Source organism: Microbacterium sp. (assembly GCF_011620665.1).
Lineage (GTDB): Bacteria > Actinomycetota > Actinomycetes > Actinomycetales > Microbacteriaceae > Microbacterium.
Genome location: NZ_WOYQ01000014.1, coordinates 23,951 through 36,791, shown reverse-complemented (window position 1 = coordinate 36,791; position 12,841 = coordinate 23,951). Strand labels below are relative to the sequence as shown.

At 67.8% G+C, this 12,841-nt stretch carries 19 protein-coding genes; 10 read left to right on the top strand and 9 right to left on the bottom strand.

Going from position 1 to position 12,841, the window contains the following annotated elements; all coding sequences use genetic code 11:
* Positions 1-78: 78 nt before the first annotated feature.
* Entirely contained in the window at positions 79-756 is a 678-nt protein-coding gene (locus QZV81_RS02290; RefSeq protein WP_292831855.1) for an alpha/beta fold hydrolase, read from the bottom strand.
* Positions 757-886: 130 nt separating this feature from the next.
* Between QZV81_RS02290 and QZV81_RS02285 the strand changes: the two genes are divergently transcribed.
* Both QZV81_RS02285 and QZV81_RS02280 read left to right on the top strand, forming a co-directional pair.
* Positions 887-1,240, top strand: a complete 354-nt coding sequence (locus tag QZV81_RS02285) for a LysR family transcriptional regulator (RefSeq protein WP_292831852.1) — start codon at positions 887-889, stop codon at positions 1,238-1,240.
* Between the two features lie 55 nt (positions 1,241-1,295).
* Positions 1,296-1,541, top strand: a complete 246-nt coding sequence (locus QZV81_RS02280) for a PLDc N-terminal domain-containing protein (RefSeq protein WP_292831849.1) — start codon at positions 1,296-1,298, stop codon at positions 1,539-1,541.
* A 79-nt stretch (positions 1,542-1,620) separates the two neighbouring features.
* Here QZV81_RS02280 and QZV81_RS02275 read toward each other — a convergent pair whose 3' ends face one another.
* The 4 genes from QZV81_RS02275 to ychF are packed head-to-tail and all read right to left on the bottom strand — an operon-like array spanning position 1,621 to position 3,585.
* The gene (locus QZV81_RS02275) at positions 1,621-1,905 is read right to left on the bottom strand and encodes an antibiotic biosynthesis monooxygenase (RefSeq protein WP_292831904.1); all 285 of its coding nucleotides are present in this window, start codon (positions 1,903-1,905) and stop codon (positions 1,621-1,623) included.
* Between the two features lie 2 nt (positions 1,906-1,907).
* Positions 1,908-2,210 (bottom strand): HigA family addiction module antitoxin, encoded by a 303-nt coding sequence (locus QZV81_RS02270; RefSeq protein ID WP_292831846.1) that lies wholly within the window; start codon positions 2,208-2,210, stop codon positions 1,908-1,910.
* Complete coding sequence (locus QZV81_RS02265) at positions 2,197-2,478, bottom strand: type II toxin-antitoxin system RelE/ParE family toxin (protein ID WP_292831844.1); 282 nt, start codon at positions 2,476-2,478, stop codon at positions 2,197-2,199. Before QZV81_RS02265 ends, QZV81_RS02270 begins: the two co-directional genes overlap by 14 nt.
* Before the next feature lie 33 nt (positions 2,479-2,511).
* Positions 2,512-3,585 carry a redox-regulated ATPase YchF gene (gene ychF, locus QZV81_RS02260; RefSeq protein ID WP_292831842.1) on the bottom strand — a complete coding sequence of 358 codons (1,074 nt, stop codon included), beginning with the start codon at positions 3,583-3,585 and terminating at the stop codon, positions 2,512-2,514.
* 116 nt (positions 3,586-3,701) lie between these two features.
* Between ychF and QZV81_RS02255 the strand changes: the two genes are divergently transcribed.
* Positions 3,702-4,295 carry an exonuclease domain-containing protein gene (locus QZV81_RS02255; RefSeq protein WP_292831839.1) on the top strand — a complete coding sequence of 198 codons (594 nt, stop codon included), beginning with the start codon at positions 3,702-3,704 and terminating at the stop codon, positions 4,293-4,295.
* Between the two features lie 95 nt (positions 4,296-4,390).
* Positions 4,391-5,746: a DNA recombination protein RmuC gene (rmuC, locus tag QZV81_RS02250; protein WP_292831836.1), complete on the top strand. Its 1,356-nt coding sequence runs from the start codon at positions 4,391-4,393 to the stop codon at positions 5,744-5,746.
* Here rmuC and QZV81_RS02245 read toward each other — a convergent pair.
* A complete protein-coding gene (locus QZV81_RS02245; RefSeq protein ID WP_292831832.1) occupies positions 5,727-5,915 on the bottom strand; it encodes a UDP-N-acetylmuramyl pentapeptide phosphotransferase in 189 nt (62 codons plus the stop codon). The two genes, rmuC and QZV81_RS02245, sit on opposite strands and share 20 nt — an antisense overlap.
* Before the next feature lie 120 nt (positions 5,916-6,035).
* On the bottom strand, positions 6,036-7,028 hold the full coding sequence (gene glpX / locus QZV81_RS02240; RefSeq protein WP_292831829.1) for a class II fructose-bisphosphatase: 993 nt from the start codon (positions 7,026-7,028) through the stop codon (positions 6,036-6,038).
* On the opposite strand from glpX, the gene QZV81_RS02235 reads away from it, so the two are divergent.
* Complete coding sequence (locus QZV81_RS02235; protein WP_292831825.1) at positions 7,027-7,245, top strand: hypothetical protein; 219 nt, start codon at positions 7,027-7,029, stop codon at positions 7,243-7,245. The genes glpX and QZV81_RS02235 overlap by 2 nt on opposite strands.
* A 9-nt stretch (positions 7,246-7,254) precedes the next feature.
* Entirely contained in the window at positions 7,255-8,286 is a 1,032-nt protein-coding gene (fbaA, locus tag QZV81_RS02230; protein WP_292831822.1) for a class II fructose-bisphosphate aldolase, read from the top strand.
* Positions 8,287-8,346: 60 nt separating this feature from the next.
* Here the strand turns inward: fbaA and QZV81_RS02225 are convergent, their stop codons facing one another.
* Both QZV81_RS02225 and QZV81_RS02220 read right to left on the bottom strand, forming a co-directional pair.
* Entirely contained in the window at positions 8,347-8,889 is a 543-nt protein-coding gene (locus QZV81_RS02225; RefSeq protein ID WP_292831819.1) for a DUF6264 family protein, read from the bottom strand.
* Positions 8,886-9,944, bottom strand: a complete 1,059-nt coding sequence (locus tag QZV81_RS02220; RefSeq protein ID WP_292831813.1) for a 4-hydroxy-3-methylbut-2-enyl diphosphate reductase — start codon at positions 9,942-9,944, stop codon at positions 8,886-8,888. The genes QZV81_RS02225 and QZV81_RS02220 overlap by 4 nt, the downstream gene beginning before the upstream one ends.
* A gap of 57 nt (positions 9,945-10,001) precedes the next feature.
* Here QZV81_RS02220 and xseA point away from each other — a divergent pair, with 57 nt between their 5' ends.
* Genes xseA through QZV81_RS02200 form a run of 4 tightly spaced genes read left to right on the top strand, consistent with a single transcriptional unit; the run spans position 10,002 to position 12,800 of the window.
* Positions 10,002-11,315: an exodeoxyribonuclease VII large subunit gene (gene xseA / locus QZV81_RS02215; RefSeq protein ID WP_292831810.1), complete on the top strand. Its 1,314-nt coding sequence runs from the start codon at positions 10,002-10,004 to the stop codon at positions 11,313-11,315.
* A complete protein-coding gene (locus QZV81_RS02210) occupies positions 11,312-11,533 on the top strand; it encodes an exodeoxyribonuclease VII small subunit (RefSeq protein ID WP_292831807.1) in 222 nt (73 codons plus the stop codon). Before xseA ends, QZV81_RS02210 begins: the two co-directional genes overlap by 4 nt.
* Complete coding sequence (locus QZV81_RS02205) at positions 11,533-12,162, top strand: DUF4245 family protein (RefSeq protein ID WP_292831804.1); 630 nt, start codon at positions 11,533-11,535, stop codon at positions 12,160-12,162. Before QZV81_RS02210 ends, QZV81_RS02205 begins: the two co-directional genes overlap by 1 nt.
* On the top strand, positions 12,153-12,800 hold the full coding sequence (locus tag QZV81_RS02200; protein WP_292831901.1) for a carbonic anhydrase: 648 nt from the start codon (positions 12,153-12,155) through the stop codon (positions 12,798-12,800). The genes QZV81_RS02205 and QZV81_RS02200 overlap by 10 nt, the downstream gene beginning before the upstream one ends.
* Positions 12,801-12,841: the final 41 nt, after the last annotated feature.

Sequence of the window (12,841 nt, the reverse complement as noted above, 5' to 3'; positions counted from 1 at the left end):
GGTACGGGAAGATTCGATGTAGCCATTCCCTCATCGTAGACCCTGCACCGGATGCAGGATCCGGCGGGCGTGAGGTGCTCAATCCCAGTCGAGATAGTCCTCGATGAACCATGACGTCTCACCGGGGTGAGTGACGACGAACAGGTGCCCGGCGTGGTCGACTTCCTTCACGCTGACGAGCGCCGGAGCCGACGCCTGCAGGGCCGACCCGTTGCTCGGAGGCGTGATCGTGTCACTCGCCCCCTGGATGACGAGGGTCGGAGTGTCCGGTGCGATCGTCGCCCAATCGGGCCGCGGAGTCACGGTGAGAGCTGCGTGATGCCGTGCTTCAAGCACCGCGTCCGGCACATAGTCGCCACCGAACACAGCCGCGAGCACGTCGCCGCGGTCGGCATCGGCACCGACTTCCACACCCAGCAGCAGGATGCCGTTGACACGGTCGTGGTGGTCCAGAGCGACCGTGCGGGCGACGGCGCCGCCGAATGCATGGCCGCCGATCCACGCGTCCTGCATGCCGATCGCGTCCATGACGTCGACGACGTCGCGCGCCAGATCGTGCATCGTGGCAGGTCCGCTCGAGCGCGTCCCGATGCGGACCACCCGGAAGTCCTCTTCGACGAGGATGCTGGCGAGCGTCCCGAGATAGGCGAAATCGAGCCCCGCCGCCGGAAGGAGCACGATCGCCGGACCCGAGCCCTCATCGACATATCCGACGGCGCGGCCGTCCGGCTCGAGGATCTGGCGCTCCTGCGTCACTGTCGGGATCTCCCTGTCACGTGGCGGCCGAGGGGATCATCCCGCCTCCACCATCCTAATGAGCGCGCCGCACGCGTATCGTGGGCACGGGCGAGAGCGACTCGCCCGACAGATCGAGGGGACACCCCGAGTGAAGCTCGCCGACCTGCGCCGCTTCGTCGCGGTCGCCGCCGCCGACCTTCACTTTCCGCGCGCGACCGATGCCCTCGGCATTTCCCTGGCATCGCTCTATGCGTCGATGGCTCGCCTCGAGGCCGAAGTCGGGCATCCCCTGATGACCCGTGACACGACCCCGTGGTCCCTCACGCCCGCCGGCACTCTCCTCCTCGAGGAGGCGAACCGCCGGATCTCGGACGCACCGGCAGCACCTGCCGCTCACCCGAAGGGCGCGACCGGAGGCAAGGCGAGGGCGTCGAAAGGCGCTGGCCGCGCACCCATCGTGAAGGGCCAGCCGAAGCCCTACAAGAAGCGGCAGGGGCGGTAGATCTCCTCAGCATCCGGCGTGGACGAGCGGCTGCCGGGCTCGATAGAGTCAGGCCATGTTCAGCGCTGTGAACCCTCTCCTGCCGGCGGCCTATGACGTCGCGTGGACGATCGTCGCCGTCGCCGCCTCAGCGCTCACGGTCATCGCTCTGGTCTCGCTCGCCCGAGCTGCGAAGCTCCTCACCGCGCCACCGGCGCTGGTCTGGGTGATCATCGTGCTGGCGCTCCCCGTCGTGGGTGCCGTGGCCTGGCTCGCCGTCGGGCGCCGGGCCGCCGGCGGCGGCGCACGGACCGTCGGCTGACGACGGCACCGACGTCACACGTTGAAGCGGAACTCCGCCGAGTTGCGTTGCAGAACGGTATCCGGCCTCGGATGCAGCGTCATCCGGAGCCAGCGGCGGATTCGATGACGTAGTCCCGTTCGATGGAGGCCGTGGCTCTGCCCCAGTCGCTTGCTCGAACTCGTGATTGATGTGAGTCAAACGCCGCTTCGTCCACGAACCTCTCGTACACGGTCCAGACGAGAGGATCAGACGTCGGCTCGACACGGAAGAAACGGCACCCCGGTTCAGCGCGCGTGAGTTCGACATGCCGATCACGGTGACGGAGGACGATCGCCGTCTCGTCGCCGTCTGGGCAGACGAGACGCCCTGTCGGTGTGATCACGGTCACGCCACCCTGAGCGGGGTGATCGACGCGATCTGCTCCCCCGCGAGGTCCTCGGCGCGATCGAGCTCGTAGTGACTCTGCAGATTGATCCAGAACTCCGCGGACGTGCCGAAGTACTTTGCCAGGCGCAGTGCTGTGTCCGCGGTGATTCCACGCTTGCCGTGAACGATCTCGTTGATCCGCCGTGGTGACACCCCGATGGCCACCGCAAGGCGGTTCTGCGTGATGTCGAACCCGTTGATGAAGTCCTCCATGAGCACCTCACCCGGGTGAATCGGGGGAATCTTGTCAGTGATAGTCAACGATCTCCACCTCCTCTGGCCCAGCATCGGTCCACACGAAGCAGATCCGCCACTGGTCGTTGATCCTGATGCTGTATTGACCGACCCGATCGCCCTTGAGCGCTTCGAGCCGGTTGCCTGGGGGAACACGGAGATCATCGAGCGACTCCGCAGACCCCACCTGACGAAGCTTGCGCAGCGCCACCGAATGAATCCGAGGATCGATCGACGGCACCCGCTCACGACGCCACAGTCGCTCGGTGTCCTTGCTCCCGAACGATCTGATCACACGATCAGGATATAACGCAAAGCGTCAATAACGCTAGACGTTAAAGCGGAACTCGACGACGTCGCCGTCCTGCATGACGTAATCCTTGCCCTCGAGTCGCGCCTTCCCCTTGGCGCGTGCTTCGACGACCGACCCGGTTGCGACGAGGTCGTCGAAGCTGATGACCTCCGCCTTGATGAAGCCCTTCTCGAAGTCGGTGTGGATCACGCCGGCCGCGGCAGGCGCCTTCCAGCCCTTGCCGATCGTCCACGCGCGAGCTTCCTTCGGACCGGCTGTGAGGTAGGTCTGCAGACCGAGCGTGTCAAAGCCGATGCGAGCGAGCTGGTCGAGCCCCGACTCGGTCTGGCCGGTCGACGCGAGCAGCTCCGCGGCATCCTCCGGATCGAGGTCGATGAGTTCCGACTCGATCTTCGCGTCGAGGAACACGGCCTTCGCCGGCGCGACCAGAGCGGCCAGCTCGGCGGTGCGGGCGGCATCGGTCAGCACCGCCTCGTCGACATTGAAGACGAAGATGAACGGCTTCGCGGTCAGCAGCCCGAGTTCCCGGATGAGTGCGAGGTCAAGCCCCGAAGCCGAAAGCAGGATGCCGCGTTCCAAGGCATCCTTCGCGGCGACGGCGACCTCGAGGACTGCGGGGTCGACCTTCTTCCCGCGCACGTCCTTCTCATACCGGGTGATGGCCTTCTCGAGGGTTTCGAGGTCGGCCAGCTGCAGTTCGGCGTTGATGGTCTCCATGTCGTTCTGCGGGTTGACCGCGCCGTCGACGTGCACGACGTCACCGTCCGCGAAGCCGCGGACGACCTGCGCGATCGCGTCAGCCTCACGGATGTTCGCCAGGAACTTGTTCCCGAGTCCTTCGCCTTCGCTGGCCCCGCGCACGATCCCGGCGATGTCGACGAAGGAGACCGCCGCCGGCAGAATCCGCTCGGAGTGGAAGATCTCTGCGAGCTTGTCCAGCCTCGGGTCGGGCAGGTTCACCACTCCGATGTTCGGCTCGATCGTCGCGAACGGATAGTTGGCCGCGAGCACGTCGTTCTTGGTGAGCGCGTTGAAGAGCGTCGACTTGCCGACGTTGGGAAGACCGACGATTCCGATGGTAAGAGCCACGGGGTACGAGTCTACGCGGCGCCCCCGACACGGGCTGCGACGGATTGCTCCCCGGGTTCAGCGGACGCCCGGCGCGCCGTCGCGGAGACATCCGGGGCCCGCGCGAGGGTGGACACGTGCCCCTGGACTTCACCGCGATCGACTTCGAAACGGCGAACTCGTCGAACGCGTCGGTGTGCGCAGTGGGACTCACCCGCGTCCGAGACGGCCGGGTCGTCGCGTCGACCGGATGGCTCATTCGTCCGCCGGCCGGGCACGACCGGTTCTTCGAGCTCAACACGGGCATCCACGGGATTCGCGCCGAAGACGTCGCCGGCGCTCCCGGCTGGTCCGAGCAGCTGAGTGCGCTGACCGCCTTCATCGGAGACGACGTCGTGGTCGCCCACAATGCGGGGTTCGACATGGCGGTCCTGCGGCGCGCGTGCGAAGTCACGGATCTCGCGTGCCCGGCCTACCGCTATGTCTGCAGTCTGCAGGTCTCGCGGAAGACGTATGACCTGGGCTCGTACCGCTTGCCGCTCGTGGCGGCCGCGGCCGGCTTCCTCGACTTCGCGCACCACGATGCCGCGGCGGACGCCCTCGCGTGTGCACACATCATGATCGACGCGGCGACCCGGGCCGGCGCGCAGGACGTCGTCGAGCTCGCGATGCTCCTGGGAGTGCGGGTGCCCCGGATCCGGGTTCCCGCGCCTGCGGCGCTTTCCACCTGAGGGGAATGTGTGCTGTCGGTGGCGTCGAGTACCGCACCGACACGCCGGCTGCCGTCCTTCGCGGAGATGTCGGTGGCCCTCGGCAGGCTGAACGCATGGATGCCGCTCTCGTCACTGCACTCGTCATCGCCAGCCTGTTGGCCGGTCTGCTCGCCGGCTGGTTCGGCGGGGCCGCCCACAGCGCCGAGCGCGCCGCGCGGGAGCGCGCGCACCTCGTCGCACGCGTCGCCGCCGCCGAGGCCGGGAGCGCGCTGCTCACCGAACAGCTCGAGCAGCAGCGCGCTTTGACACGGGAGCTCAGCACACAGGCACGCGCCGATCTGGCTGCGCGGGACGAGCGCGAGCGGCGCGAGCAGCAGGTCCTCCGCGCCCTCGCGCCCGTGCAGGAGAGCCTTCAGACGATGCAGGGCAAAGTCGATCAGCTCGAGCGTGACCGGCGCGAGCAGTTCGGTTCGCTCGCCGAGCAGCTCCGCCGCGCGCAGGAGTCCGATGAGGCGCTGCGGTCGACGACCGAGTCACTGGCCGGTGCCCTGCGCTCGAATCCCGCGCGCGGCGTCTGGGGAGAGACGCAGTTGCGACGGATCGTGGAATCGGCGGGACTGACCCGCTACGTCGACTTCGAGACGCAGACGACGATCGGATCGGATGCCGGGGTGGGCCGCCCCGACCTCGTCGTGCGCCTGCCCGGCGACAAGGCGCTGGCCGTCGACGCGAAAGTGCCGTTGGGGGCCTATCTCGAGGCGAGCACGATTCCCGTCACCGCGATCGGTGCGGAAGGCGCCCGACGCAGAACTCTTCTGGAGCAGCACGTGAAGGCGGTACGCGGGCACGTGGACGCTCTCGCGAAAAAGGCGTACTGGGCAGGACTGTCCTCCAGTCCCGAGTTCGTCGTCTGCTTCATTCCAAGCGAGTCGCTGCTGGCCGCCGCGCTCGAAGAAGACCCCGCGCTGCTGGACTACGCCTTCGGGCGGCGTGTCGCGCTCGCCTCGCCCGTGAACCTCTGGGCGGTGCTGAAGACGGTCGCCTACACCTGGACCCAGCAGGACGTGTCGGACGAGGCGCGAACCCTGTTCGCTCTCGGCAGCGAGCTGTACCAGCGGCTGAGCACTCTGACCGGTCACGCCGACGATCTCCGCCGCGCGATCGAGCGCACGGTCGACAGCTACAACCGATTCGCGGGCTCGCTTGAGACCCGCGTGCTCGTAACCGCGCGCAAATTCCCCGGCATCGACGAGACCCGGCTCGACGCGGTCACCGCCCCGGCACCCGTCGAGACGACGCCGCGAAAGCTCACGGCTCCGGAGTTCACCGCGCCGGAATTCAGCTCGATGGGGGCTGATCTGGGCGACGTGCGCAGTCGACTCCAGGATGCGGCGAAGGCGCACTCCGGCGAGTCAGATGCTTCACTCGATCTCGGCGCGGACGACCCGATCAGCCGGGAAAGAAGTTGAGAAGCCCCACGACGGAGATCGACACAAACAGGAAGGCGCCGATCATCCACCACGCGTTGACCTGGTGATCGTCCGGCATGCGCCGACGCAGGAGCACGTCGGGACGCCGTGCGGGGTCGATCGGGACGGTGATCTGGCCGGTGCGCGGACTGTTCGATGGAGTGGACATGTGACCCCCGGAGTGTGTGTGGACGATCAACGTGTCTCCGATGACACCAGTGCCAGTCTGACAGACCGAGCCGCCGGTTTCCTGTGCGCCGCCGCGCGTCGGCCGATCAGACCCGCCCGCTCACAACCACTTCGACGCCAGGTGCTCCGAAGTGATGCGACGGAGCGTGCCGGAGACCCCGCGAAGCACGACGCTCTCGCTGATGAGGTAGTCCGGACCGGACCGGCGCACACCACTGACCAGTTCGCCGTTGGTCACACCGGTCGCCACGAAGATCGTGTTCGTGCCCTTCACCAGCTCGTCCGCTTCGTAGACATAGTCGTCGAGTTTGAGGCCGGCGTCGATGCCCTTCTGCTTCTCATCGTCGTCGCGCGCCCAGAGCCGCCCCTGGATGTGCCCACCGAGCGCCTTGATCGCGCACGTCGTGGCGACCCCCTCGGGGCTGCCGCCGATTCCGATGCACATGTCGGTGCGCGCGTTGTACCGCGCGGCATTGATTCCGCCGGCCACGTCACCGTCGCTCATGAGGCGCGTGCCGGCGCCGGCGGCCCGGATGTCGTCGATCAGCTGCGCGTGGCGCGGACGGTTCAGCACCGACACGACGAGCTCGTCGATCGGCTTGTCCAGCGCTTTCGCCAGCCGGCGGATGTTCTCGCCCACCGGCAGGCGGATGTCGACGACCCCGACGCCGGCGGGCCCGGTGACGATCTTGTCCATGTAGAAGATAGAGGATGCATCCAGCATGGCGCCGCGGTCGGCGACGGCGAGCACTGAGAGCGCATTGTTGCGTCCTTCGGCCGTCAGCGTCGTGCCGTCGATGGGGTCCACCGCGATGTCGCACTGCGGGCCGCGCCCGGTCCCGACGCGCTCACCGTTGAACAGCATCGGCGCATGATCCTTCTCCCCCTCACCGATGACGATCACGCCATCGAAGTTCACGGTGTTGAGGAAGGCGCGCATGGCGTCGACGGCGGCGCCATCGGCGAGTTCCTTCCGTCCTCGCCCGATGAAAGGCACGGAACGGATCGCCGCGGCCTCCGTCGCCCGCACCAGCTCCAGTGCGAGGTTGCGGTCGGGATGCAGGGGACTCATGTCCGCGGTCAGGCTCACCATGACCACCAGCCTAGGTCTCAAGCGCGGCCGTGGGGAGAAGGTCCCGGCATCCATCGACGAAGAAATCGCGATTCTTCTCGCAGGGGAAAGCCGTTTCCGGCGCGGCCCCCATCGCGGCTGCGGCGCCGCCTTCGGTAGGCTGACGGTGGGAGCCGCCGCCGACCTGTGCACCCCTGAAGAGACCTGTGCACCCCTGAACACACCAGAGCAGACCTGAGGAGCAGACATGCCCGTCGCAACCCCCGAGCAGTACGCCGAGATGCTGGACCGCGCGAAGACCGGTGGGTATGCGTTCCCCGCGATCAACGCCGCCAGCTCACAGTCGATCAACGCCGTCCTCCAGGGATTGTCCGAGGCCGGCTCCGACGGCATCATCCAGGTCACCACGGGCGGCGCCGACTACTTCGCCGGCCACACCGTAAAGGGTCGCGCGACCGGCGCGATCGCCTTCGCGAAGTTCGCGACCGAAGTCGCGAAGAACTATCCGATCACCGTCGCGCTGCACACCGACCACTGCCCCAAGCCCGCGCTCGAAGACTTCGTGCTCCCGCTGATCGCGGCGTCGGAGGATGAGGTCAAAGCCGGACGCAACCCGCTGTTCCAGTCGCACATGTGGGACGGTTCGGCGGTCACTCTGGACGAGAACATCGAAATCGCCCAGCAGCTCCTCCCCCGACTCAAGGCGATCAACGCGATCCTCGAGGTCGAGATCGGCGTCGTCGGCGGCGAAGAGGACGGCATTCGGCACGAAGGCTCCAACGAGGCGCTCTACACGACCACCGCCGACGTGTCGAAGTTCGTCGACGCGCTCGGTCTCGGCGAGCAGGGCCGATACATCGCCGCCCTGACCTTCGGGAACGTCCACGGCGTCTACAAGCCCGGCAACGTGAAGCTGCGCCCCGAGCTCTTGGGTGAGATTCAGGCGGGCATCGCCGAGAAATCGGGAACCGGCCCCCTGCCGCTCGACCTCGTCTTCCACGGCGGCAGCGGCTCGACCTCCGACGAGATCGCACTTGCGGTCGCCAACGGCGTGATCAAGATGAACATCGACACCGACACCCAGTACGCCTTCACGCGATCGGTCGCCGGCTTCATGTTCCAGAACTACGACGGCGTGCTCAAGGTAGACGGCGAAGTGGGCAACAAGAAGGCCTATGACCCGCGCGCGTGGGGCAAGATCGCCGAGTCCGCGATGGCCGCTCGCGTCGTCGAGGCGACGCAGCAGCTCGGTTCGGCCGGACACTCGATCAGCGCCTGACCCTCGGCACGTCGAATGCCCCGACCGTCGCGGGCCGGGGCATTCGTCGCTCTCAGATGGTCACCCGGCTCCGCCGCTGAAGAAGCCGTAGACCACGGGATCGCCGATCAGCGGAACCGTCAGGCATACGCTCACGATGATGAAGCTGACCGCCGCGCCGGCGACCGGAATCCACCAGCTGAGCCGACGCGCAGTGACCGAGCGCCATGCGAAGACGACGGTCAGCACCCATCCGAAGGCGAAGGCACCCGCGCCGATCCGACCCCACAGGTCACCCTGGGCGGTGTTGGTGAAGGTCCCGTCAATGCCGGCGAGGCCCATCCACGTCTCGGCGAACCCCGAGAAATCCCATAGTTGGGGTACCGCGCTGAGGACCGTGACGAGGCCATACGCCAACAAGGCCACTGTGACGACGCGGTCGACGGTGCGACGGCGCACGGGAGCGGATGCCCTGGGCGCCACAGGCACCGTCGGCGCAACTCCCCTCGGATCGCCCTGGCGCACGGGCTCCCGGATGCTCGCCTGCTGCTGCTCAGGACTCGCGTACTCCCCATACTGCGGCCGGGGCCGCGAATCGGGTTCTTCCCCCGCGGGGGTGCTCACGAGCGACGCCCGCCCAGTGCTCGTTCGTCGCGCCGCCCGCCGGCAGCGTGGCGCAACTCCTTCGGGAGCGAGAACATGAGATCTTCCTCGGCCGTGCGCACCTGCTCGACATCGCCGTAGCCGGCGCCAGCCAACTCGAACAGCACTTCTTGCACGAGCACCTCCGGCACGGAGGCTCCGGAGGTCACGCCGACCGTCTCGACTCCATCGAGCCAAGACTGTTCGATCTCGTGCGCATAGTCGACGCGATACGCCGACTTCGCACCGTACTCGAGCGCAACCTCGACGAGCCGCACGCTGTTGGACGAGTTGGCCGACCCGACGACGATGACCACGTCGGCATCCTTCGCGACCTTCTTGATCGCCACCTGACGGTTCTGGGTGGCATAGCAGATATCATCCGACGGCGGGTCCTGCAGCTGAGGAAAGCGGGCGCGAAGCCGCCGCACGGTCTCCATCGTCTCATCGACCGACAGCGTGGTCTGAGAGAGCCACACGACCCTGGACGGATCGCGCACCTGGACGGTGTCGGCCTCATCCGGCGAGCCGACGATCGTCACGTGCTCGGGTGCCTCCCCGGCGGTCCCCTCGACCTCTTCGTGCCCGACGTGGCCGATCAGGAGGATCTCGACGTCATCGCGTGCGAAGCGGACAGCCTCACGGTGCACTTTGGTCACGAGCGGGCATGTCGCGTCGATCGCGCGCAGACCCCGATCGGCCGCGTCGCTGACGACCGCAGGCGAGACGCCGTGAGCGCTGAAGACCACGTGCGACCCTTCTGGGACTTCGTCGACCTCATCGACGAAGATCGCGCCCTTGGCTTCGAGCTCGGTCACGACGTGAATGTTGTGCACGATCTGCTTCCGCACGTACACGGGTGCCCCGAAGCGTTCGAGCGCCTTCTCGACGGCGATCACGGCGCGATCCACCCCGGCGCAGTAGCCGCGCGGCGAGGCCAGCAGGACCTTCTTGTGTCCGAGGACCGGGATATCCTGAAGCCGTCCGCGCGGGCCGGGGACGTGCGGCAGCGGGAGTCGGACGGCAGTTGAGCTCACTCCTCGATTGTATTGATCCGCGTCCGTGTAAAGGCCGTGTGGAGCGGGAGGGATGCCATGACATCGTTCGAGTCGGCGCCGGGAGAGACCCCGCCCCCGGACGCCGTCCACCCTCGGGACTCCTCACCGGAGACCCCGACCTCTGTCGCACGGCTGAACGAGACGATCCGCGATTTCGTTCAGCGCTGGAGCGCCGTGTGGGTCGAGGGGGAGATCACGGCTTGGAACGTGCGCGGCGGGCACGTCTTCGGGCGCCTGAAAGACGCCTCCGGAGAGGCGATGATCTCCTTCCGGCTGTGGTCCTCCACGCTCCAGCGCCTGCCCGATACGCTGCGCAGCGGCGACCGTGTCGTCGCGTGCGTCAAGCCGGATTACTTCGTGAAGTCAGGCGACTTCAGCTTCACCGTCTCGTCGATGCGTCACACCGGGCTCGGCGATCAACTCGAAAAGCTCGAGCGTCTGCGCGCGCAGCTGCGTTCGGAAGGACTCTTCGATCCGGCGCGGAAGAAGCCTCTGCCGTTCCTGCCCACCGTGATCGGGCTCATCACCGGCGAGCGCAGCGACGCTGAGAAGGACGTGCACCGCAACGCCGAGCTGCGCTGGCCGCACGTGCGCTTCCGGACGATCCACGTTGCTGTCCAGGGCGACCGCTGCGTTCCCGAGACCCTGGGCGCGCTGACGATGCTGGATGCCGACCCCGAGGTGGACGTCATCATCATCGCGCGCGGCGGCGGCGATCCCCAGACCCTGCTCGGCTTCAGCGACGAGAGGCTGCTGCGAGCGGTGGCGGCGGCATCCACGCCCATCGTCTCTGCGATCGGCCACGAGAATGACCACCCGCTGCTGGATGAGGTCGCCGACCTTCGCGCCTCCACGCCGACCGATGCCGCGAAGAAGGTCGTGCCGGACGTCGCCGAGCAACGTGCGATCGTCGAGCAGCTCCGCTCCCGCGCGCGAACGCGCGTCACTCAGCGCGTCAGCCACGACATCGCCCAACTCGAGCAGCTGCGCACCCGCCCGGTGTTGCGCTCCCCCGAGTCGATGCTGACCAGCCGCACGCACGAGCTCTGGGCGCTCCGCTCCCGGGGACGAGACCTGGTCGGCCGGAGCCTGGAGTCCGCGGATCGGCAGGCGACCCAGCTGCGGGCATCGCTGCGCGCGCTCTCCCCGGGCGCGACCCTCGGGCGCGGCTACGCCATCGCGCGCACCGGCGAGGGCGTCATCGTGCGCAGCGCCACCCAGGCGCCCACCGGGAGCACGCTGGTCGTCACGGTGGCTCGCGGATCGTTTGCAGCGCTCTCGGAAGGAGAGCTCGCTGAGGTGCCGCCGGGTGGGGAAGCCGCACACGGCGACTCTAGGATGGACTCATGATCAGCGATGATGCCATCGACGTCGCGAGCCTCTCTTTCGAGCAGGCCCGCGACGAGCTCGTGCGTGTCGTCGCCGAGCTGGAGCAGGGCGCACCGACGCTTGAGCAGTCGCTGACGCTGTGGACGCGCGGCGAAGCGCTCGCGGCCCGGTGTGAGGAATGGTTGCGGGGCGCGAAGCAGCTGCTGGAGGCATCTCGGCCGTCGGGCGCGGAGTCGTGATGGCTTCTGCTCCCCGCGTCGTGGCCGAACTCGGCCGTCCGGAGACCCCGGGGGAAACCGCGGCGCGCAAGGCCGCGTCATCGGCCGCCTATCGCTCGAGCAAGACGTTTCGCAACCTCATCGTCGCGCTCCTGGTCATACTCGCGGTCGTCGCCATCGTCATCTTGGGCGTCCCCCGGGGCGCGTTGCCCGAAGCCGAGCCGGCCGATGTCGCCGGATCCGCGTCCGCCGCGTCCGCCTCGGTCGGACGGACACTCCTCGTTCCCGAGGTCCCGGAGCAGTGGCGTGCCAACTCGGCCCGGCTGGAGGGCAGCAGCATGTGGCGCGTCGTATACGCACCACCGGAAGGCTTCGTGCGTGTCGCGCAGGGGCTCGGCGTCGGTCCGTCGTGGGTCTCTGAAACACTCGGGGGCCTGGCTCCGACCGGCACGGTGACGATCGACGGCATCGCCTGGGACGAGTACGTGATCCCGGGTTCGGCGCAGTCCGCCGCGATCTCCTATGCCCTCGCGACGGATGCCGGTGCCGACACCGTTCTGATCTACGGCTCTTCGGACCCGGCGACCGCTGCGGTCGCGGCGGAGGGCGTCACCGATCAAATCCGCGGCCTGCGCGGGGAATCGCCGTGACCGCAGAGCGTCCCGAACCGAACGCGGTCTGGGACGAGATCCGCCTGGGGAATGAACGCTTCGTCAGAGGCGAGCCCCGGCATCCGCGCCAGGATGTCGAGCGGCGGAACGAGCTCGCTCACGCCCAGACGCCGCGGGCGGCGCTGTTCGGCTGCTCCGATTCGCGCCTGGCCGCCGAGATCATCTTCGATCAGGGCCTCGGTGACCTCTTCGTCGTCCGCAATGCCGGCCAGGTGGCGTCGGACTCCGCGATCGCCAGCCTCGAGTATGCCGTCGCGATCCTCGACGTCTCGCTGATCATCGTGCTGGCCCACGACGAGTGCGGCGCCGTGCGGGCCGCGATCGATTCGACCGCTTCGGATGCCCCCGAGCTCCCGTCGCAGATCTGGCGCCTGATCGCCAGGATCGTGCCTGCCGCCCGGACGGTCCTGCGCCGCACGCCCGGAGCGACCCCGCAGAACCTCGACGCCGAACAGGTCGGCCGTGAACACCTGAAGAACACGGTCGATGATCTTCTGGCGTCGTCCCGACTCATCAGCGAGGCGGTCGAAGCGGGCCGCCTGGCCATCGTCGGCTCAAACTACCGGCTGAGCGAAGGCACGACCATCCCGCAGGTGATGGTCGGGCTCGAATCGTGAACTCCCCCACTGACACACACCGAGCAGACAAGGACGTGACC

Excerpts from the sequence above, each read along its gene's own strand:
- QZV81_RS02280 (WP_292831849.1), top strand. The coding sequence starts at position 1,296 with ATGTTCAGCGCTGTGAACCCTCTCCTGCCGGCGGCCTATGACGTCGCG.
- rmuC (WP_292831836.1), top strand. The coding sequence starts at position 4,391 with ATGGATGCCGCTCTCGTCACTGCACTCGTCATCGCCAGCCTGTTGGCC.
- QZV81_RS02245 (WP_292831832.1), bottom strand. The coding sequence starts at position 5,915 with ATGTCCACTCCATCGAACAGTCCGCGCACCGGCCAGATCACCGTCCCG.
- QZV81_RS02235 (WP_292831825.1), top strand. The coding sequence starts at position 7,027 with ATGACCACCAGCCTAGGTCTCAAGCGCGGCCGTGGGGAGAAGGTCCCG.
- glpX (WP_292831829.1), bottom strand. The coding sequence starts at position 7,028 with ATGGTGAGCCTGACCGCGGACATGAGTCCCCTGCATCCCGACCGCAAC.
- fbaA (WP_292831822.1), top strand. The coding sequence starts at position 7,255 with ATGCCCGTCGCAACCCCCGAGCAGTACGCCGAGATGCTGGACCGCGCG.
- xseA (WP_292831810.1), top strand. The coding sequence starts at position 10,002 with ATGACATCGTTCGAGTCGGCGCCGGGAGAGACCCCGCCCCCGGACGCC.
- QZV81_RS02210 (WP_292831807.1), top strand. The coding sequence starts at position 11,312 with ATGATCAGCGATGATGCCATCGACGTCGCGAGCCTCTCTTTCGAGCAG.
- QZV81_RS02205 (WP_292831804.1), top strand. The coding sequence starts at position 11,533 with ATGGCTTCTGCTCCCCGCGTCGTGGCCGAACTCGGCCGTCCGGAGACC.